This is a genomic window from Dictyobacter formicarum, assembly GCF_016587435.1.
On record NZ_BNJJ01000012.1, the window covers coordinates 213,473 to 234,754 of the forward strand.

The following is a 21,282-nucleotide window of genomic DNA, read 5'->3' on the forward strand; positions in this document are numbered from 1 at the left end:
CGAAAGGGGCTGGTCCTATTATTATTGTACCGGGCGGTTTCGCGTTCTTTTGTGTGCCCCTCTGATATAGTAGCGTACGAATGATTTATAAAGACTGCTATTATTTTTTGCCTATATTTGTGCTTTGTGGGTAAGGGTAGCATATTGTATGATTCTTGTGAAGTGTCTGCTCACTTTCAAAAAAACTTTTCTCTAAGAGAATATCCTGGCCAGAAAGGTGAGTACTGCCTGCCAGGAGTGTTCAGCGGCATAGGCATTTCCTGCTGGCGTTCCTCCATAGGCGTTTCCGCGCGCCTGATTAATGGTTGTAGGCAAATATGGATAGCCAATTTTGTGTCCGGCCTCTGCATAGCTGATATGCTGATGGAAATAGGGATGATGATGCTTGCTCAGGCGCTCGTCAATCATATCTCCAAATAGAGTTGATGGCCACATCTGGTCTTCTTGCCCTGAAATGATCAGAACGGGTCCTCTGATTTTTTCAACTGCTATCATGGCAGGCATAAGATATTGCTGATTTTGCAGGCTTTCCATATAGGCGCGTCGAAAAGCAACTGGCAATTGAGCCTGGCGTTGTCTGAGAATATACTCCTGAAAAGCTATAGAAGGTCGATAGGGTATAAAAGGCAATTGTTTCCCACGATAGGTCCAGGATGAGCGTTCTCTACTATCTTCAGAGGTTGCTCCAAGCCCTTGATGAATTAATGCACTGGGAGCATAGGCGATGACGGCGTTGATCTCAGGAAACGTGGCTGCGACTAGTAAGGCTGCTTCAGCACCTTTGGATAGGCCTATGATGACTACCTGAGTTGTTTGTACTGATGGTCGGGCTCGTAGCCAGTCTATGGCTTTTTTAAAATATTCTAGAGGAATTTCTTGCAGGCTAGCTGGTAGTGGCGCAACACCAAAGTAAGTTAAAGCAAGCGTATTGTATCCATGGGCCGCGAGCAGGGCCGCTTCTTGATCTTTGCTGGTTCCACTGGAGCCGCTGAGCAGGATAATACCTGGATACGGGCCGCCAGCTTCGGGAGTATAAAAGGTTCCAATCAATCCCTGCTCCTGGATCGACTCTATTTTGATGTCAGGTGCTAAGAATGTGCGTTTGTGGACAATTTCGATGCTTGAATATCCTGGTATCTCTGCGTTGAAATAGATGTTTAAAGGTTGCAAATCTTTTTTGACGAACAGGGTTTGGTTCTGTTCATCAACCCTGGGGTACATGGACCAGATGAGTCCCATAGGATGGTTCTGCAGGTAGGTGCCTTTGAGAGGACGTTGATTGGCTACCTGGATTGCTCCTTTTTCGTTGGCTCGAAAGGTGGCTGTGGCTTGCCAGGTGATCCCATTATCGTCTTGTGTTGCTGCTGTGATTGTTACGTCTTGTCGTGGCGCTAAATGGCTTAGCTGGATGTCTATTTTCTGATCGATTTGTGCTTGTAGCGGTTCGATACGCATCTCGGTATGTTTATCTGCTGCTATTCTATTCATGTTTAGATGCTACCTTTTCTGGTGTGGGTTTATGATGAAAGCGATGATATATAAGCCAGGGCCTACTTCAGTTATACCTTTTATTGTGGTTCGTATGGGAAATAAACGTTGAGATAGCCTATCATCTACTTATCTCATAATCTTGAAAACTTCTTATAGTTTTTGCTTGCTGCACTCTACACCGAAAATGATATCCTGGTCAATTATAACCAATAATAGATGTGGTTATTGGGCTATGTCTGTCGTTGTAACATATGTTGTTAACAGGAAGACAACTTTACGACTTTTTGAGACTATGTTATGGCATACTTATTTTATCATTGCTTATGGATATAATTATAATAAGCACCAAACTGTTGGTGAATAAGTGAATCAGGTGGAAGGATTATATGAAGCAAAATATTCTTCATAAAGATAATACAATTGAGCAAGCAGCTTCTCCTTCTCATCGTTCTTCATCGTTACAGGGGTATGCTGTTGTCCCCATATCTTATAGCCGTCCTTCTTACCTATCTATTGGTTCAAATATCTGCTCAGCTTTTCTTTTACGTGCTGCCAGTCGCCTCAGTTTTGTCTTGCTTGGTTTTTATCTGGGTGAACATTTTTCCTCCGCCACTCTGGTTGCCCTGGTGCTGGAGGCATTCTATATCAGTGAGCTGGCATTAGCTCCAATCGCGGGTAGTCTATCTGATCGACTAGGGCGGAAACCGTTCTTGTTGTTTGCCCCTGTTATGGGAGCCTTAGCGTCTTGCTGTCTTTTGCTGGCTGCCTGTTTTTCTCCTCGGCCGGATGCTTCTCATATAGATGCACATTTGTTGTTGCTTCTCTTGTTTATTCTTTGTGGCCGCTTACTAGAAGGAGCTATGACGGCGCTGAATGCCCCTGCCTGTCTGGGATTTATTACAGATATGACTGTGGGCTCTGCCCGGTTACGTGCCCGGGTGATGACTGCCTTTGAAGTTGCCACAGTGGGAGGCCTGGCTCTGGGGATTCCATGTGGTGGCCAGCTCAGTAAGTGGCTGGGTTATTGGGGTTTTCTGGTAGTGATTGGCTTGCATGTGCTGAATTTGCTGATTGTCGTTTTCCTTATCAAAGAGAGCCATCATCGGCCCCAGCAGTCTAAGAGCCATGGTTCACTCATGGAAAGCGTAAAATTGCTGCGTAATAAATATATTTTCACGTTTTTGCCTGCCTGGCTTTCTGTCAATACGCTGGTTGGCGCCTGGATTACGTTGCTTGTAATTATGCTGACCTATCCCAATCCGGCCGCGGATCTACGCCATCCTCACCAGTTGTTGTATGGTGGTTTTGGTAAAGATATTGCAACCCTGGCTTTGGGTGGCTTTGGGCTATTCTTCCTGGCTGGTATGGGAGTCTGGATGTTGATTTTGCCGCGTTTGCGCCGTACGACTGTGATGATCATTGGTCTGGTCGGTCTGGGGGTGTGTGTGATTGCCCTCACTATTATTAACGGCCTGGGTGAAAATCTTTCTGCACTGACCAGTAGTGCGTGGACTGCGCTGTGGATTTTGTTGCCGCTGGTGATGTTGGGGGTATTGCTGCTCAGTGGCTTTACGCCCGCATCGCTTACGCAGATGGCGTCGATTTCAGAGCGTATGGCAGGGAAGCGTGGTGCTGTAATGGGCCTCTATTCCGTTGTTCTTGGCCTTGGACAATTCATTGGTGCTTCCATTGGAGGTCTAGCTGTGGATCTGGCTGGCTTCTATGGGTTGATGAGTTTCTCTGTTATTCTGGGTATCCTGTCTTTAATCAGTGTCCTCTATATGCGTGTGCGGTGCCATGATCTTGCTTGATATGGTATACTACCATATCTAATGGTACTGATTGGCTGTTTTGTTTTTGCTGAATAGCTTGCTTGTTGAAAATCTGTAGGCCAGGAGTATAATTAGATCTAGTGCACTATTTACCTTTTGGTTTACAGTTGCCCGAATAGCCAGGTGAAGTTTCACAATTTGTGGCAACTTGATGCGTTCTTAAATGGCTTCCGCCGCGCATTATTTTGTCCATTTGGGATGTTAAAATCCTGCAAGTGAGTCTCGTTGCGGTTGTGAACCGTTACAACAAGAGAAGTGCATGACTGCCTCTTAACATTAGGCTCATGCAGACCAGAAATCTTCAAGATTATTAGTGAGGAGATATAGCTAATGGCAGATATCGCATATTGCGTTAAGTGTAAAGAAAAACGCGACATGAAAGAGGCCCACCAGATTACGATGAAGAATGGCAAGCCTGCATTGCAGGGAACATGCGTAGTCTGCGGTACCAAGCTGACCCGAATCCTTTCCAGTCAGAAAGCGTAAAGCTTATCAGACCCTCCAGTCCCATTGCTCTTTTTGAGTGTGGGACTTATTTTTTCCTTTGTTCATTTGCAGTAAAAAAGACTCCTCTGCCTTTGAAATCTCTTGAGAAAGCAGAGGAGTCTTTGCTACTGTCTAGTTAATTGTCAGTGACCTCACGCCTGAAGGCGGAGGCTTGTGTCTGTGCTCCACCGCAAGTCACGATAGCGTTGCCGCCTTCGTGCTTTGGCTTCCTCGCACGACACATCAGGGGATACCGACAACATCCCCGTACTTACCCAGTCCTGCCGGGTGAGCAACGTCCGCAGCACCACATTTCTGGCTCCGATCAGATCCGCATGGAGCCGATACCCACACTGCTGACACACAAACAGCAGCCCCTTGTTGGGGCGGTTGTCCTCAGCGGTATGGCCACATCTGGGACACGCCTGACTGGTGTGGAAGGCGTCCACCTTGATGGCCAGACTCCCTGAAAGCAGCGCCTTATAGCCGATGTAGCCATGCAACTCGGCGAACGCCCAGGAGGAGGCATGACGGTTGGCCCGCCGCTGCTTCTTGCTCGCCTTCTTGCCTCGCTTGCGCCTGGTGCGTTCACGAATGTGGGTCAGCTCTTCCAGGCCAATAAGGCTCTGCGGGTGGGCATCCACGATGCGCCGGCTGATGAGGTGGTTGCGGTCGTGTTTCAACCGTCTCTCTCGTCCGCTGATGGCGAGCAGGCGTCGCGTGGCGGAACGAGTGCCTTTCTGTTGCAACCGCTTTCTCAGGCGTGCATCATGATCCGCTTTGGCTCGAATCTGTTTGCCGGGGAAAAAGGAGGCGTGCCCGGTGGGAGTGGCCGTCACAGCCAGGTAGCGCTGACCGACGTCCACGCCAACGACCCTGGAATGGGTCTGGGGCGTGGGATCGGCCACCTGCAGTTCAAGGGAGACCAGCAGGTAGAACTGCTTGCGTGGCTTGTCATACCAGAGCTTGGCAGCTCCGATGACCGCACCTTGCCCGATGAGGGCCACATGCCTCTCGTAGCCGCGGTAGGGGAGCACGACTCGCCCCTGGAGGGTCAGAATGCTGACCTGCTGCTCTTTCTTGAAGGAGTAGTCGCGCCGATAGTTGTAGGTCAGGGTTGGCGAGACATACTTCGGCGGCTGATCGAGACCCTTGTAGCGTTTCCTGGTCCAGCCGGCTTTGCGGGCCTGGGCATTCTGCTTGGCTTTGGTCCAGAGCGTTTGGTAGGTGGCCCCCACCTGGCGGGGGACATTACAGGCCATCTGGGCGGGCAAGCCAAACAGCAGGCGGAGGTCATGGTAGCACGCCTGCTGCAAGGCGCGCCGATTGCTGGTCTTCCCATGCGCAAAGCTGTAGCGGCTCACGTGGTTCAAGGCATCACGATAGGCCAGTTGGGTCGCGCGCAAGGCGGCGAACTGGGTGGGAGTGGTCTGCAGTTTGAGTTTGGCCGTGATGGTCTGTTTCATGCGAACAAATGTACCACATGCACCCATCCCTGTCAATACCTTCCTTGTGTAAATCTGCCCCTCTTCTCTCCTCCAACAAGGAACGCCGCATTCCTCCCCATGCCTCAAAGGCAGGGGACTCCTGCGGCGGTTTGTTGAGTGTTTATTTATGTCTGCTGGTTGTGGTACCTGCAGTCGGTGTTAAAGGGATATCCCGTGATATTTTGCTGGGTTTGATCTTGCGAGCCTTGAGTTGTTGGAACCTGCAGGCTCTGGGTTTGTGTACTTTGAGCTGTTGGTGTCTGAACCGCAGTCGGCGTTGGCTGAGCCTGACCGGGCTGATTCTGCTGCCCTTGAGGCGTTGGGGTTGGCTGATCCTGCGGTGTTGGGGTTGGTTGACCCTGTGGCACCGGCGTTTGCTGGCCCTGATCAGGCTGATTTTGTGCTCCGCCACAGTTAAAATTAACCTGATTGTTAGCCTTGTCAAAGGCTACCTGACAGCTTTGATTGTTAATGGTTGTGGTGCCTGTGCAGCCGTTGATAACGGTACCATTGACCGAACAATTTGGCGCTGACGCGTTACCACCATTACCGCCGTTGTTACCACCGTTATTGCCATTGCCCAGATTGATGGTTGCGTCGGTGGCGACACCGTTGCCATCGGTAGTAACTTGAATTGGACTTTGCATGTTGAGTAATTTTGCGCAATTCAAGCCGCCGTCACCGAAAGCTGCGTTGAAGCGTTGTGCCAGGAAGGTGAATAGCGAGTTAGCCGCTGCTGGATCAGGCGATGGTCGATTCTTTGTAAATTGGGCATCCAGTTGAATGCGTGTTGGGGCGATATTGAGAAAGTTTTTACAGTAGGTTTTGGTGTTGCCGTTGTCAGCTCTGCCTATTGGATCCTGGTCGACGCCACGGCGATACAGGTTGACTTTATTAGGATCAGGATTGTTGTTGTTGAGAACCATTGGGTCTCCCATCGGAACAACTGCCATAGGGGCCGCCTGGCGAGCTGCTGCCTGCAATTCATTCAGTGGTAGTGCAGGTACCATTTTGCCGTTGTCTGCCAGGTCGGGAGCCATCCATGATTGACAATTGAGTGCTCCATCAAGTGCTACAGATAACAGGCGGTTGTCGCTGGCGTTGGTCTGGGCCTGTGCGTTTTGCAGCGCTGCTGCGTTGGCCGCTGTGTTCTGAGCAATACCATTGCCGGTGACAAGATAGGTGGTGGTGACGTTGTCGCTCTGGTCCATGTCGATGACACTGAAGTCACGAACTGTAGGACATGGCATGCCATCGGCGGCTGTTCCCAGTGCTGGTGGCGTGAGCTGTCCTCGACGAATAGCCAGATTGGCCGCCGCGAAGAAGGCTCGGGCATTGCAGTAGGCGAATTGCCCGAAGATAGAATCGTTAGCTCCATTGGTACAGCGCCCCATGTCCAGGCTATTGTTGTGATTTTTTAAGGTCAGATTGTTACCGTTGAAGCCAAACCAGAGGCCAACTACTGCGTTAGCTGGTAGCGTGGGTACAACCGGTTGCGCGGCAGGCTGGGTCCCTTTATCAATGACTAATGGATTGTAGATAGATATTTTTCCGGTTGCAGGATCAATGATCGCACCCTGTACAAAGGCAGCCTGTCCGACGTTAGCTTCATTGCAAGGTCCCGCATTGGGATCAGTAGCAACCAGTTGATAAGGCGTGGCCAATCCTTTTGCGCTGAGTGGATTTGGCGGCACGATGAGTGAGCAGTCTGCATTGGCGTCGGCTGCGTGTGAATTGAGACGTGGGACGATGATGATAATGCCTGCTACTAAGATGACGATCAGGGGCACGCTGGCTCCGATCAGCATCAATGGCGAGAAACGCCTTTGACGTTTACGCTTGAGGGCTTCTGGTCCCACGCTACGCTTCGGTCTGGTCAGTGTTTGCACGGTCTAAAACCTCTTTTCGACTTAAAAAATCGACTTCTTCGGTTGCTATAGTTTCCTGACTTTGTATCAGGTTACTTATGGACAACCGCTTGTCTGCTCTTATGTCTAAGCTGTTGTTTGATGGCCTGGCTTGAAAAATATATGTAAGCTGTTAACCGACCACTACTGGCTTCTCTTTATCCGGCGCTAACATCCTTCATCTCTGGCTCTTCTCCTGTCCAAAATTTGCTTTTCCGAATTTCTTTATGCATGCTTTGTGTTTCCTTTTCTTCCTTTGCTACAAGTGATTTAGTAGATGTATTTATACATTTGCATGCATTGAAACGGTTTGAAATATTTTGGTGCTTTTTGATGAGGATCTGATTAGGATAGTAGCATGTTTGGTGCGGTATTTGCGTGCTATGGTGGAGAAATGATATAAAAGTACCAATTTAGGTGGAGATATCTTAACCTGAGTTGTTGAGCCATAGATAATTAGTACCAATAAGTTGAGATCTTGCTTTTTTTATAAAGTATTCGAGATTTACATAATATTGATGTTATACGAGTCATTGAGGTTTGAAGGTGAATGGCGTTTTAAATTGTCGCCTGATTTGGGCTGTTTCCCGCATACTGTCTGTTGTGTCTGGAACCAGGGGCTCGCAGCTCAGTCCTTTGGCCTGGGCGACCTTTGCGGCCCAGGTTAATTCTTCGGCGAAGCGTTTGACACTGGGGAAGCGTTTGGCAGGGTCTTTTTCAAGGGCGCGCAAGATTACTTGCTCGATGTTGGTAGGGCAGTTCAGGCCACGCTCTTTAAAGGCTGGTGGTGCTACAAACAGGTGTTGATGGGTAACCTCATAAAAAGAGCCGTTAAATGGCCAGTCTCCACTGAGCCATTCATAGATCATGATGCCCAGTGCATATTGATCGCTATTTCTGCATGGTTTGCCCTGAAGTTGTTCTGGGGCTGCATAAGGAGCGGTTCCCTCAAATTCGCGCAGCGATGCCTGGATTGGGCTCAGACTGTGCGATATGATGGTTGTCCCAAAGTCACTGAGCATGATGCCAGTGTTTTTGTCTACTAACAGGTTATGTGGCTTGATATCTCGATGTACAAGCCCTAGATCATGTATATATTGGATGGCTGCGCTAATTTGTTGTACATATTCGATGATTGTTGCCAGTTCTACTCGTGTTCCGCGTGGATAGCGCTGGCGCAGATTCCCATCTGGAACGTATTTCATGGCTATAAATGCTACGTTATTTTTTATGCCAAAATCCAGGATAGGTACGATGTTGGGATGGCTGAGATGTGTTAAGGAGTCGGTCCGCGTCAGGAATTTTTCGGCGTTTTCACCCCTCCAATCCCCGTAGTGCAATTTTAATGCTACGCGCGTTTGATTTTTGATATTTTCGGCAAGGTAAACCTCTGATAGGTCACTTTTACCTAACAGTTGCTCTATATGGTAGTGATTAACATATTGGTATGTATATTGGCATTCATTCATGAAATACGAAATTTTACTGGGGGTTCAAAATATATTGCGATTGTACTTGCTGTTCAGAATGCTTGTCAACTGACAAAGGACAACTCTCCTATAGAACTGAACTTTCTTTTGCTTCTTGACATTTTTTGACTGAATAGTTAAAATGTTGACCGAGAAGTCATAAATTAAAAGAGATAGTCACAGCAGTTATGGGGTGGCCGATTAAGCAAGGAGACAACCATATGAAGGTGCCAGAACATCGATCTCTCAAGGAAAAGCAGCGCCTTGAACGTGAAGAACTTATCCTGCAGGTTGCGCAAGATGTAGTGCTGGAGAAGGGATATCGCGACACTTCTATGGATGAGATTGCGGCGCGTGTTGGCATTGCGAAAGGCACGCTCTATTTGCATTTTGCCAAAAAAGAAGATCTGATGTTTGCTTTTTTTGAACGTGAAATGCAGAAGATTCTTCAAGCTATTGAGCAGCAACCTGTCGCTGCCGAGATGAGTGCTCAGGCAAAGCTAGAGTCTATCGTGAGCATTATGCATAAGGACCCTTCCGGAAAGCGGGCCAACCTTTTATTTATCCTTTTTAATAGCGAAGATTTTAAAATTGCTTTGCAACAGAAATCTCTGGATACTTTACAGCGCATTTCCGATAAAGTTATGGCTTATTTAGAGGAAGGGAAGGCGCGCGGCGAGTTTGATCCCGATATTCCTACCGGTATCTTGCTCAATAGCTTTTTTAGCGTCTTGTCTCCACGCTCCCATCGCCGACTTTTTCAAGAGGAGGGGTATACGCGCGAGGAAGTGATGTTCTGTGTACAAAAGATTTTCTTTCGCGGAATCGCTAAACGCTCTTCTTAGAGTCTACTGGATAGCCTCGCTGGATTGCCAGGTCTATCTGATCCAGAGAGGCTATCGGGACTGTTATTTGCGTGGATGATGGGTTGAGTCGGATCTGGTTGTTATTAAAGCTTGCTCTTCCTGTGAACTTTTAGTGGGACTAGTAATGACAGGTTGTTGCTTGTTGGTTTGAATTGCAGGTCTGCCTGTCTGTTCTTCTGCTGGTTGCTGTTGCTTGATAGTAGATGACCTTGTTGCGGGTGCTGTGAGATGTTTCGGCTCTTTCTGGCTGTTGTACCATATTTTGGCTTTTAGAAGTAGCCGGTAAACCTGGTAGATTGCGGCATTGTAGGCCAGATCATGGGTTGCAATAGCGCGTATAGGATAACCACCGAAACCGCTTTTGAAGACGTAAATTCCCCACATTGGCTGCTCTTCTTCCAACTGGTCGGGAATGCCACGAAAGTTATAATACCAGCAGCCTTGCTGTTTGGCCCACCGGAAGGCGGTCCATTGCAGCAGGTGGTTGGGCATACGTTCTCTCTGCTCATTGCTGGATGCTCCGTACATATACCAGCACCAGCGTCCATGCACAATGAGCAGCGCTGCTCCCAAGGCATGCCCCTCATGTTCGGCGATGAGTAGCCTGGCTTGTTCTCCATAAAGTGCCAGGAGTCGGGCATAAAAATCTTTGCCATAGATAAAAAAGTTGTCGCGTTCGCTAGTTGTGTTGAGTAGCTGGTAAAAGATATCCAGGTCTGCCGGCCCGTTGCCACTGCGAATCTTGACTTCTTTACGAACAGCTAATCGAACACAATAGCGCCAGGTCTTTTTCATGCCTGCCAGCAACTCTGCCTCATCTGGACGTATGTCAAGCACCCACTCATGTCTTAGATGGCGCGCTTCTGGATTGGTGCGGAAGCCTTGTTTTTTGAGCGCTTCCAGCCATGTTTTGTCCTGTTCGAGGATGCCAGGTTCTATCTTTAGCATAAAAGCATGACGTTTTTTCGCCTCGGTTTTGACGAAAGCCAGTAAAATGTCCATGGCATGCCCGGCTGGATCTTCTATAATGGGGCCGCGCGGCGCATAGAAGTAGGGAAAAGGCAGAATTGGAATGCGCGCGATGAGAATTAATATGGCGGCGCATAATTGACCTTCGGCGTTGATGACACCTATGTGCAGGGCTTCCTCTTTGTTTGCCGCCAGCAGCTCTCCCCATTCATACGTCTGGGTAATGTTGCACCCACTGGAAGTCGCTATAAAATCGTTCCATTGCTGGCGATCGGTAATAATATTTGCTTTCATATATCCTCGTTAAAATCTTTCGCGCTTCAAATACTCTTCCTAGCTTTTAGATCGGGGGACCGCTGCCGTTCTTTGGCGTCGCGGAGCGCGCACATAATATCATTATAAAAAGGAGTGGGGTGTTTGAGGAATAAAAAGGAGGATATAGTTATTATATCCTAATATACTACTTTATATAGATGTGTGTATATACTCTGCTGGTGGTACCGCATATACATAATGACAGATAAGGGGTTGCAGACGTCACAACTCCTTATCTGTTTATTTAGACGGAATCCAAAAGCTTTTAGCAGGAGATCGTTATTGCTGGTTGCCGTATTGCTTGAGCCAGCTCGAGATGAGAATATAGGCTAAGCTGGACGGTGGAGGCAGCTCTGGTAGCGTATCTGAACTGAACCAGCGTACATCGTCGAGTTCGTTGTCCTGGGGCTGGACGACGCCGCTTTTATAGCGTGCCATGAAACCGATCATTAATTGGCTGGGAAATGGCCAGGGCTGGCTGTTCATATATTGCAGATCTTCAATTTCAATGCCGGCTTCTTCTTTGACTTCTCGATGGACGCATTCTTCGAGCGTTTCTCCTGGCTCTACGAAGCCTGCAATGAGTCCGTAGCGTTTACCCCATCCAGCTTTGTGGGCCATGAGCATGCGTTTTCCATCATGAATCAATACGATAATGGCCGGTATGACGGCTGGATAGCCTGTGTAATCTCCTCTCACACAACTTCTGCCCCAGCCCCCTTCAACTGATACCATTGGTGAGCCACAAACCGGACAGTAACGACTTGTCTTGTGCCAGTTGATTAGTTGGGATGCATAGGTGGCAATATTGTATTCGAAGCCAGGCATCAGGTTGTAGAGCTCGCGTAATCCAAAGGCTTTCCAATCGCCAGGCAATGGCTCCTCAGGATCTAGCGCGCTGGCTATGCATGGCTGTCCTTTGTAGCGTCCTATGTAAAGCAGTTCTTCGTGTTTAATATTGGCTAGCAGTTCCTGATCTCCTTGCAATAAGGTAATGCCTTGATCCTGGGTTTTTACCAGCAGCTTTTGTCCTTGAAAAGGAAACCAGAGAGCTTGCTCAGTTGGGATAGGTTGTGATGGATAGACGCGCTCAAATTCATTGTTGATATTAGCGTTGTTTGCAATACTTTCTATGCCTGCCATTGTATACCCCTGTTGCCTTCTTTTGAAAATAGTTTGGTGGCCGGTAGGTAATGATGCTATGTGTTGTTAATGACGTGTGTTCGACTGAGTTCATAGTATCACAAGTCTGCAGTACCTGAGAATATTGTCAAACCCACGCTAGCGTTTGCCAGGCTTAATATTTTATCCTTCTTCGGAGGACCCAGAATCCACTTCTGGTATTTTAAATCTCTGAACTCTTTTCTATTTGCGTTTTTTCGACTATACTAAAGAAAAAGTTATTTTGCTTCACAATGAAGCAATACTATCAAAAAAGGCGCTTGAAGATGCAGACTTTATCTCTTGAGATGCTGCCCGCTCTTCCACAGCGAGCAACTATCGTGCAAGTAGCCTCTACTCTTTGGGAGCGAGATGATGTGCTTGCTCTCTGGGTTGGAGGTAGCCTGGCGAGTGGAAATGGCGATGTGATGAGCGATGTCGATTTTCGCGTGGCTGTTTCTCCACAGCAGCTGGATGCCTGGCGCCAGCCTGTATTTGAGCATTTGTTTACGCAGACAGCGGTGGTAGGCCACTCTTTTATTTCTTTTGGGGACAATGCTTTTCTTCACCATCTTGTCTTTTCCAATGGTGAGATTTTTGATTTTTTTGTTCAAAGTACCGAGAAACTTCCTACCGCAGAACCTCTGATGGTGTTGGGATGTCGCTCCGAGCCGTTTCAGCGTATGCTGGATGAGCAGAATCGATTGATCGTCAAGGAAGCATTGCCTGTGGTGGCGGCTACGGTGGAACAATTAGTGGTGGATTTCTGGATTAGTACGCATAAGCATCGCAAGGTTCTTTTTCGTGATCTCTATCTTCTTGTGCCATTAGGGCTTTCGAGCGAGGCCAATATAATTATGCGTCTCTGGTATATCCAATCCAAGAGTGAGGATTGTGGCGATCTGCGTCAGCAGACGATTCATAGCTTTTCTCAGGTGGCTCGTACTCTTGGGCGGTCTCCCGGTCCTGACGCTTTGACGATGCTTGGTGCTCCAATTCGTAATCTACCTGAGCTCTGCTCTACTATTGAACTTCATCGCACCATCGTTGCTAATGTTGGCCGTGAGCTTGCTCGTAAATATGGATTTACCTATCCTGCAAACCTGGAAGCTATGGTGATAGAGAACTGGCAACGCTTTAAATCCAGTTTGCCTCTATGAATGGGCACTTTTTATACATGCACTTCTGGCTTAGCACTAGAGATGTATGTTTGTTCCTCTGCACTTCTTTTCCAAATTGGAGCAGATTATAATTAGAGGTAGAGGTAATCTCTGGTTATTGCTGATAAACTGCTTGACAAGTTAAGCTCACCTGAATTATCCTACCTTATATAAATCATTTTAGAGTACAACGTGGAACTTGTACTTTGAAAATTATTGATTCATATAAAACATATACATTCATGTAAAAAATTTTATAGTTGCGTTTATGCGGTTGAGGTGTTGGAGGTGTTTTTTGGAGCAATATGCATTGTATTCACAACAATTATCTGGTATGGATGATACTTTAGCATTACGTGTAGTGTCTTTATCATCCCAAAATCCTGTTTTTTATCCTTCTATAACGGCTGCTTTACAGGCTTCTATTAGTGGCGATACCATTCTGGTGGAGCCCGGTGTCTATCGCGAGTCTTTGATCATCGATAAGGCTATATCTCTGGTTGGTTGTGGTGACCGTGAGGCAGTTATTATTGAAAGTATCGATCTCCCCTGTCTTTCTCTTCAGGCGAATGATATCCATATTGAGGGTTTGACTGTGCGTAATCACCTGGCTGTACAACCCAGTCATTATGGCGCGGTGGATGTCTCTTTTGGGCGGGTGGCGATTGTGGATTGTGATCTCTCCTCGGCTTCATATGCCTGCCTGGTTGTCTCTGGACCAGAGACGGTTGCCAGTGTGCGGTGTTGCCACATTCATGATTGTGCTGGCTATGGGGTGCTTGTGAGCACCGTGGGGAGCTGCAAGCTCGAGCAGTGTACTGTGCAGCGCAATGGTCTGGCTGAGGCTGCGGCGTTCCAGAATAGTGATTTGTCACTGCAAGATTGTACATTGTGTGAGGGGAAAGGGTATGGTGCCCTTATTCAGGATTGTAGCCAGGGAGGATTTTTGCGTTGCGATATCTATGCCAATGCTCAGGCGGGGGTCGCTGTTTTTCAGGAGAGCATCGCTGATCTCTCGGCCTGTAAATTACATCATGGCTGGGGGAGCGGGGTAACTTTCTATCAGCAGGCTCGTGGCTTGATGCAGGATTGTGAGGTATATGCGAACCTCAGTTCAGCGGTTGAGATTAAGCATCATAGTACTCCTGTTATTCGCTCGTGCAAGATTTATAAAGGTAAGTGGTCTGGTATTCTGGTGAGCGACGTGAGCCAGGGTATTATCGAGGATTGTGAGATTTTTGATAATGTAATGGCTGGTATTGAGGTAATGTGGGGAAGTAATCCAATTATTCGTCGGTGTTTGATTCATCATCATGCTTATCAAGGGATCGCTGTTTTTCAAGGTGGGCGTGGCGTCATTGCTGACTGTGATCTCAGTCAGAATGTACTTGGTTCGGTTTCTATCGAATCTGGTTCCCAGGTGTATCAAGAGCGCAACAATGAGTAATGTTTGTTGTGTCAGTCCCATAGCTGGAGTTGATTCAATACATCTTTGGCTGGTGGCCAGCTGGTGATTGTTCCGGTAGTAAGGGTACTTAACACTGGATTGGTGATGTAGCGCATTTTGAGCAGCCTGCGGTTCAATTGAATCTTCTCCCAACTGTCCAGCACCTTCGCTTCTAAGGCCTTGCTTAATCTACCGCTGGCCGCCAGTTCTTCTAACTGGAGTCCATCGGCCAGTAAACGCGCTGCGGTACGTGGACCGATGCCGGCGATGCCCTTGATGTTGTCGGATGGATCGCCTGTCAGGGCTCTGAAATCACACCATTGTGCCGGTGCTATACCAAATTGGGTCAGGATATCTTCATGCTGGATAATCCATTGTTCTCGCTTGCGGGCAGTATTGAGAATTCTGGTAGTCTGGCTGACCAGCTGATAAAAATCTTTGTCGGTCGACATGATATAGATATCTCGGCCTTTCTGGGCCTCATCGGTGACCAGTGTCGAAATAAGGTCATCCGCTTCATAGGTTTCTTGCTCTATCCAGCGAATCTGTAGCGCGTCCAGGCCAGCCTTGATATCGGGCATCGCGGTAAAAATAGTTGGATCTTTTAGTACACGTTGAGCCTTGTACTCCTCATGCTCGGCTAGACGACTGGCGGTTCCCTGTAGTCCATCAAAAAAGACGACCCATTCAGCATCTCCAATCTCCAGGGCGGCCTTACGGGCAATGGCGAAAAAACCAAAGATGGCCGTTCGGTCCACACCGGAACGACTTTTGATCGGTGTTGGAAAGCCGAAGGCGGCCCTGAACAACAAATTATGACCATCTACGACCACGAGCGGTACCATAACTCTCTGTGTCCTCCCAATTTTGCTTACACCTAATTGTAACTCATCCTGTCTATATTTCAGCTATATATGCCGGTATATTTTTTATTGTTTTAGAACAAAGCAAGCAACACAAAACACGACTCGTAGGCGTGCCCCTTGCGAGCGATTCATGCCTTGAAGAATATCAATATAGAAGAAAAGAAAAAATTGTTTCAAGTGGAAAAGGATGAAGCGAAGACAAGCCTCGCATCTACGGCAAGCATTGACCTATCTAAATAAGTGAGTGCATACTATAGAGTATGGGAGTTTAAAAAAGGATCTAATTACATTTCGATCTAAGAGACTTTTGAATGTCATCCCTGACGGGAGAATGTCGCGCACCCGGGTGGGGGCGCTGACGCCTTACAGGTGTAGGTTTTTCAGGGGCGTAGCCCCTGAGACCCCTGATGCCGCTCGCAGGGCGGCAAGGAGAGGGAGGAGGAGTTGGGGGCACAGCCCCCAATCCCCCAGTCAAGGGGCTCGCCGCCCCTTGCATCCCCGCTTTTCCGGCGCGAATTCAAAAAACCTATACCTGTAAGGGCGCTGACGCCCCCATGAATCTTTTGGGTGTTGTTGCAGAAAGCGCGCAAGGCGCGCTTTCTGCAACAACACCGCAATGGCATTTGGAGCTTGCTATCGGGAAAAGCTCATGTGCGCTCACACTGAGCATCATGGCTTTCCAGCAGTCTCTAAGAATGTGTCCGAAGCCTATCACCATGAGAAGCAAAGCACCCCGTACGGGCGGGCACATGCGTGCCTGAGCCTTTTTTTATTCGTTGGTGCACTCGCGCTTTGCCCGAATGCACCAACGAATAAAAAACCTTTTGAGTGCCGCAGGCGCGTAGTGTCAGGGGCCGAAGGCGCAAAAGGTGCGGCATTCAGGCGCATTCTAATATCTATTTCTATCTATTTCGTCCCTGAATTAAGAAGAGGATTTCATGGCCAAATCAACACGATCTCAACGAGGCAGTCGTCGTCTTTCCCCTTTTTCATCTGTGGTGACACTTGCATTGTGGCGTTGGAGACAAACAGGTTTTTTGATGGGCATCATTGCCCTTGGCATGATTGCTGCCGTACTGATTGCTGGTTCTATTCCGCTCTTTTCTGATGTGATGTCGACGGCGGGATTGCGTACTACATTACGTTCGACTCCCGATGATTCTGAGATAGTGGCTACTTCGAATGTGGCTGCTTTGTCGGCTGCTTCGATTACGGCCGTTCATGATCAGTTTCAATCGTTGATTAAACCAAGTCTGGGCTCGTTCGTGCTGGACCCTGAATTTTCCTTTGTGAGTGGCGATTTGTCATTCGCTACACCATCAAAGGAGAGTCGTTCATTGGTGGTGAGTGCTGTGAATACAGCTCATGCAGCGTCTCACCTGGCTCATTTGAAAGGACAAGTGGCTGCTACTACTAATGCTCAGGCGAATACTATCGATGTGATGGTGACTCCTTTGACGGCACAGCGCCTGGGTGTGAAAATCGGCTCTACTATTCCGCTGTATTTGAATTATTATGCCAAGCCGCTGCCTGGTCCATATTCTGATTTGCCCTCTCCTCCGCAGCAAAAATTTTTAATAACGGGGCGCGTGTCAGGCTTTTTTGATATTGATCCTGCCAATAGTGCATATTGGCACGGTAATAACTTTCAGCCGACCAGTATTTCCTCCCAGGGCCGCCTGACCTATACGTATAATTTGATGGTTTCTGAGGATCGCCTGGTTTCCATTGTTGAGCATGTGCGGACCCTGAATAAGTCTGATGCTGTTTTTTCTACTCTTGGTGCTTATTCTTTTTTGTGGTCCTATCATTTAAATCCTACTATGGCTACGGTTGGCAATCTGGATAATTTGATTAATCAACTGGCTTCGTTGCAGAGTCAGTATCAGGCCAACTATGGTGACAGTACCTTTGTTCAGGATGCTGCCAATAATTTCCCATATGTGTCCAAGATGGACCTGGCAAGTTCGCTCTTCAGTTATTCTGATACTCCTAGTAACCTTGAACGCTTCCGGAGTCGGATCTCGGTGGCACAGATACCAGCGGCTGTTCTGACGATTATGATCATGGTGCTGATCCTCTTTTTTGTCAGTTTGATGACCAATCTGCTGGTGGATCGTCAGTCTGAGGCGATCGCGGTCTTGCGCTCACGCGGCGCCAGTAGTAGTCAGATTTTCTGGGCCTTGATGACGCAATGTATTGGATTAGGCATTGTGGCGTTGTTGATCGGCTTGCCTCTGTCGGTGTTTTTGATCTTTTCGATTTCTGGGCGCATCCTGCCGCAGGCTTCTCGCGATGCTTTGAATGTGATTACCAATAATCCCGTTGCCGCGCTTGAGCAGGGCATCTGGTATGCGCTGGCGGTAATTCTGGTGGTCTGGTTGACGATGAGTCTCTCCATCTTTGGTGCCTCTCGCTCGGATGTGCTGGCGATACGCCGTCAGTCGGCTCGTAGTAACAAGCGTCCCCTCTGGCAGCGCTTGAATCTGGATGTTATCGCTGCCATTATTGCTCTGGGTGGTTATGGGGTTTCGTATTATCTGACCAGCCTGAGTGATGTGATTCAGGGTGACGCGAAAACCTTGATTGCTACACCGTTGTCCATTATCGCCCCTTTCTTTTTGATCATTGGATTGATGTTCCTGTTCTTGCGTGTGTTTCCATTGTTACTGCGTCTGATGTCCTCTGTGGTTACACGTGGTCGCGGAGCTGTCTCTATGCTGGCCCTGGCGCAGATTGGGCGTACACCACGGCAGGCGATTCGTATGACCCTGTTATTGGCGTTGGCCACAGCTTTTGCGCTGTTTACGCTGGTCTATATGGCGACTCAGGCCCAGCATATTCAGGATATTTCCATCTACCAGGTTGGTGCTGATATCAGTGGCGAAACGTATTCACAAATAAATCAGCATGATCCAACAAAGTTGACGAGCCGCTACACGAGCATTCCAGGCATCATCGCAGCCAGCTCCGGCTATCAGACGCAGGCGATTGGTGGTCGCGGCGGTGGTATCACCATGGAGTTGCGGGCGGTTGATGCCTCCAGTTTTGGCTCGGCGGTCATCTGGCCGTCTCAGCAGGAAGCGCAAAAAGGCAATGCTCTCCTGACACAGCTGATCTCCAGGCGCCAGTTATCTGGAAAGCTAGGGGTGCTGCCGGTCATCATTGATACCAATACTGCTAATAGCCTCTTACTGCATACAAACTCGACTCTGACGGTTCGCATCAGCGGTTTGAATGTCTCTGATATGTCATGTGTCGTCATTGGCGTTGTGCCCCATATTCCTACTGTTAATGATCGGATTGCCATAGGTGGTAAGGGCAGCGTAATTCCCGGTGGCGTATTGATGGATTATTCAACCTACACAACGGTTTACACAAACAAATTGCACAAATTGAATAAAGGTTTTTTTGTGCCTGATGTTCCTGCCATCAATCATATCTGGCTGCATACAAAATCTGACGATGCATCATTAATCAGCATACGGACAGCCTTGAAAAAGACACAATATGTATTGACGAACATGCAGGATCGCTGGCAGATTCTGGCCTCTCTCAATACCGACCCGCTCTACCTGATTCTGACCGGACTGATGATTGTTGGTACGATTACGGCTCTCCTGCTGGCCTTGATTGGAGACTTGTTGGCCTCCTGGCTCAGTGCACGTATGCGCCTGACAAACTTTGCCATCTTACGAGCGATTGGTACGACGCCGCGTGAAGTTGCCAGCATGTTAACCTGGGAACAGGCTATTGTCTATAGCATTGGTCTGCTACTGGGCGTTGGCTTTGGACTTGTGCTGGCTAATACCATGATTCCTGCGCTCTCTTTTACTGACCTGAATAGTACATTGGCTAATAACGACCAGCTTTACTCACTACAATCAGCCTTCCCAACGCATATCATATTCCCGTCCACCCTTATCTGGGGCCTGATTGCTCTGATCGGTCTGTACGCCATTGCCCTTGTTACTATGGTCGGCGTAGTATCGCGCCCCACCCTTGGCCAGGCACTGCGCCTCAACGAGGATTAATTTAACCGTACTTGTAAGCGAGCATACATAGGACAGCATCCCTGGCAAAGAGCGGGATGCTATCCTATTTTGCTTTATTCTTCCGAGAGGGCTGTAGCGTACGTAGGTTGCCAGTTTGCGGGTCGCGATTCCCCTGTTCAGGCTATTGATTGCATACTACGTGAATAATTTGTACAGGCCATGCCATAAGAAGTAGAAGCTAAAAATACTCGATATGCTGATAATGATGGGGCGATAGTACTTTGTGAGCAGATCGGACCAGGCCTTTAAAATGGAGGCCGACCTGCCTGGTAGGATGATACAGACCACAATAGGCAGGCCGATCAGGATTTGGGACCCGACGAGATAAAAGGTATAGGCCAGCAGGCGCTGTAATGTCCCTAAATCTGCGCTATTGATAATGCCAATTGCCGATAAGGTAAACATCCATAGTTTGCCGGATACCAGCAACCAGAGAACGCCAATCCCGAACGTGAGCCAGGGTCCTACCCTGTTCAGGTGCGCCTCCCATGTGAGCGGCAGCTCATCCAGGTCGCTCATGTAGAAGAGAACTCTAATCGCAGAGATAAGGAAGAATATGCCAATTACTATTTCCAGTGCCGTGATCAGAATGGGTGAAATAACGAGGACTTTTTTGATATTTATGCTACTGTAGATGGAGCCAAAAAGGATTATCTGTGCCAGGCGCGCTATGGCCATTCCCCCAGCCAGGGCTATGGCTTTTTTGAGGCCGTGCTGGCTCTGCAGCAGAAATATTGTCGCGGTAATCCATGAGGGTAGGATCGCGCTGGCTATAATTAATGGAAGCAACTCTATCAGGGTTGTAATCATTGAGGGATCCGACTTTGAAACTGCTGGCTGCCAATCAACTTATCTCTATATAATCCCCTATACGCTTGCTTCTCCTTTCTGGTAACAGGTGAATATGCGTCTGATGTGGAGGCTTTATGTGTTGCCTTTGTCAGATAATCTGTATTCTTGTACATCGCATTAAGTATATTATAAGACAGGTGGCATAAGAAGTATAAGACGCCTGGTTTGTGATGAGAAAAAATGTTATGGTTTTTTGTAAACATTTTTTTGATTGTTTATAAGGTTATTTGCCTTTCTGCGTTTTCTATACCTCAACTTCAGTTGTGTTAAACCTGCCGCACACCAGAAGCATATATACTCTTGCTTATCCCCCTAAGATTCTTTCTTACGTTCGTCAATTTTTCTGGTACATACGTTTTTATTATCAATTAATATGCTGTTTACTGCCTATATCTATCCTGCCAATCATTTTTGGGAGGTGGTGTTGATCGTACCGACCTGCGATATTTTTGCTTCCTTTTGTGATGGTTTTTTGTTTGAAAAGCGATCTGGGAGATGTCAGAAATGTTATCTGCTTATACTTTGGACATATTCTTTGCATTGCAAACTGCTTACATTGCAAGCTGTGTTGAAACATTTTATATCGTTTCTTAGTCTTTAGTTGCTTATTTGTTTGTTTTTTTGATATGTACTGTACCTGCAATTGTTTTCAAGAAGGATCTGCTTGCTATGAGTGAGATTGCTAAACTTCGTCAGCAAATTGAGCTGGAGCTGGTGGCGATGCGCCGCGGTTTGTCGGGTTTGTCTTGTGGTGACGCTCGCCATGCTTTTATTCGAGCGCGCATGGACCGTGTTGGCGTGTGTCAGGATCGCCTGGCCCACCATTTGGGTGAGAATGACGCAACGCTGGTTGTTTGTGAATTGTATATTCAGGCAATGGAAGAGATGGAGCGCGTGGCCGAGACTGTATAGTGAAATT

At 47.9% G+C, this 21,282-nt stretch carries 15 protein-coding genes; 7 read left to right on the forward strand and 8 right to left on the reverse strand.

Annotated features, from left to right (window positions below; translation table 11 throughout):
* Positions 1 to 192: 192 nt before the first annotated feature.
* Positions 193 to 1,488, reverse strand: coding sequence for an acyl-CoA thioesterase/bile acid-CoA:amino acid N-acyltransferase family protein (locus JMI88_RS21630; RefSeq protein ID WP_201364051.1), 1,296 nt, complete (start codon positions 1,486 to 1,488; stop codon positions 193 to 195).
* A gap of 389 nt (positions 1,489 to 1,877) precedes the next feature.
* On the opposite strand from JMI88_RS21630, the gene JMI88_RS21635 reads away from it, so the two are divergent.
* Positions 1,878 to 3,302, forward strand: a complete 1,425-nt coding sequence (locus JMI88_RS21635) for an MFS transporter (protein ID WP_201364052.1) — start codon at positions 1,878 to 1,880, stop codon at positions 3,300 to 3,302.
* Between the two features lie 351 nt (positions 3,303 to 3,653).
* The gene (locus JMI88_RS21640; RefSeq protein ID WP_201364053.1) at positions 3,654 to 3,809 is read left to right on the forward strand and encodes a DUF5679 domain-containing protein; all 156 of its coding nucleotides are present in this window, start codon (positions 3,654 to 3,656) and stop codon (positions 3,807 to 3,809) included.
* A gap of 152 nt (positions 3,810 to 3,961) precedes the next feature.
* On the opposite strand, the gene JMI88_RS21645 is transcribed toward JMI88_RS21640, so the two are convergent.
* The 3 genes from JMI88_RS21645 to JMI88_RS21655 all read right to left on the reverse strand — a co-directional run bounded on the left by JMI88_RS21645 (position 3,962) and on the right by JMI88_RS21655 (position 8,672).
* Positions 3,962 to 5,275, reverse strand: coding sequence for an RNA-guided endonuclease InsQ/TnpB family protein (locus JMI88_RS21645; RefSeq protein ID WP_201364112.1), 1,314 nt, complete (start codon positions 5,273 to 5,275; stop codon positions 3,962 to 3,964).
* A 146-nt stretch (positions 5,276 to 5,421) separates the two neighbouring features.
* Entirely contained in the window at positions 5,422 to 7,185 is a 1,764-nt protein-coding gene (locus JMI88_RS21650) for a hypothetical protein (protein ID WP_201364054.1), read from the reverse strand.
* Positions 7,186 to 7,733: 548 nt separating this feature from the next.
* Positions 7,734 to 8,672 (reverse strand): serine/threonine-protein kinase, encoded by a 939-nt coding sequence (locus JMI88_RS21655; RefSeq protein WP_201364055.1) that lies wholly within the window; start codon positions 8,670 to 8,672, stop codon positions 7,734 to 7,736.
* Positions 8,673 to 8,893: 221 nt separating this feature from the next.
* On the opposite strand from JMI88_RS21655, the gene JMI88_RS21660 reads away from it, so the two are divergent.
* Positions 8,894 to 9,517 carry a TetR/AcrR family transcriptional regulator gene (locus tag JMI88_RS21660; protein ID WP_201364056.1) on the forward strand — a complete coding sequence of 208 codons (624 nt, stop codon included), beginning with the start codon at positions 8,894 to 8,896 and terminating at the stop codon, positions 9,515 to 9,517.
* 63 nt (positions 9,518 to 9,580) lie between these two features.
* On the opposite strand, the gene JMI88_RS21665 is transcribed toward JMI88_RS21660, so the two are convergent.
* Both JMI88_RS21665 and nudC read right to left on the reverse strand, forming a co-directional pair.
* Positions 9,581 to 10,801 carry a lipid II:glycine glycyltransferase FemX gene (locus tag JMI88_RS21665; protein ID WP_201364057.1) on the reverse strand — a complete coding sequence of 407 codons (1,221 nt, stop codon included), beginning with the start codon at positions 10,799 to 10,801 and terminating at the stop codon, positions 9,581 to 9,583.
* Between the two features lie 300 nt (positions 10,802 to 11,101).
* Positions 11,102 to 11,965: an NAD(+) diphosphatase gene (gene nudC, locus JMI88_RS21670; RefSeq protein ID WP_201364058.1), complete on the reverse strand. Its 864-nt coding sequence runs from the start codon at positions 11,963 to 11,965 to the stop codon at positions 11,102 to 11,104.
* Between the two features lie 305 nt (positions 11,966 to 12,270).
* On the opposite strand from nudC, the gene JMI88_RS21675 reads away from it, so the two are divergent.
* Positions 12,271 to 13,143, forward strand: a complete 873-nt coding sequence (locus JMI88_RS21675; protein ID WP_201364059.1) for a hypothetical protein — start codon at positions 12,271 to 12,273, stop codon at positions 13,141 to 13,143.
* A gap of 295 nt (positions 13,144 to 13,438) precedes the next feature.
* Positions 13,439 to 14,590: a right-handed parallel beta-helix repeat-containing protein gene (locus tag JMI88_RS21680; RefSeq protein ID WP_201364060.1), complete on the forward strand. Its 1,152-nt coding sequence runs from the start codon at positions 13,439 to 13,441 to the stop codon at positions 14,588 to 14,590.
* 11 nt (positions 14,591 to 14,601) lie between these two features.
* Here the strand turns inward: JMI88_RS21680 and JMI88_RS21685 are convergent, their stop codons facing one another.
* Positions 14,602 to 15,435 carry a 5'-3' exonuclease gene (locus tag JMI88_RS21685; protein ID WP_201364061.1) on the reverse strand — a complete coding sequence of 278 codons (834 nt, stop codon included), beginning with the start codon at positions 15,433 to 15,435 and terminating at the stop codon, positions 14,602 to 14,604.
* Between the two features lie 959 nt (positions 15,436 to 16,394).
* Here JMI88_RS21685 and JMI88_RS21690 point away from each other — a divergent pair.
* A complete protein-coding gene (locus JMI88_RS21690) occupies positions 16,395 to 19,490 on the forward strand; it encodes an FtsX-like permease family protein (RefSeq protein ID WP_201364062.1) in 3,096 nt (1,031 codons plus the stop codon).
* A 156-nt stretch (positions 19,491 to 19,646) separates the two neighbouring features.
* On the opposite strand, the gene JMI88_RS21695 is transcribed toward JMI88_RS21690, so the two are convergent.
* On the reverse strand, positions 19,647 to 20,321 hold the full coding sequence (locus JMI88_RS21695) for a GAP family protein (RefSeq protein WP_201364063.1): 675 nt from the start codon (positions 20,319 to 20,321) through the stop codon (positions 19,647 to 19,649).
* Positions 20,322 to 21,032: 711 nt separating this feature from the next.
* On the opposite strand from JMI88_RS21695, the gene JMI88_RS21700 reads away from it, so the two are divergent.
* Complete coding sequence (locus JMI88_RS21700) at positions 21,033 to 21,275, forward strand: hypothetical protein (RefSeq protein WP_201364064.1); 243 nt, start codon at positions 21,033 to 21,035, stop codon at positions 21,273 to 21,275.
* Positions 21,276 to 21,282: the final 7 nt, after the last annotated feature.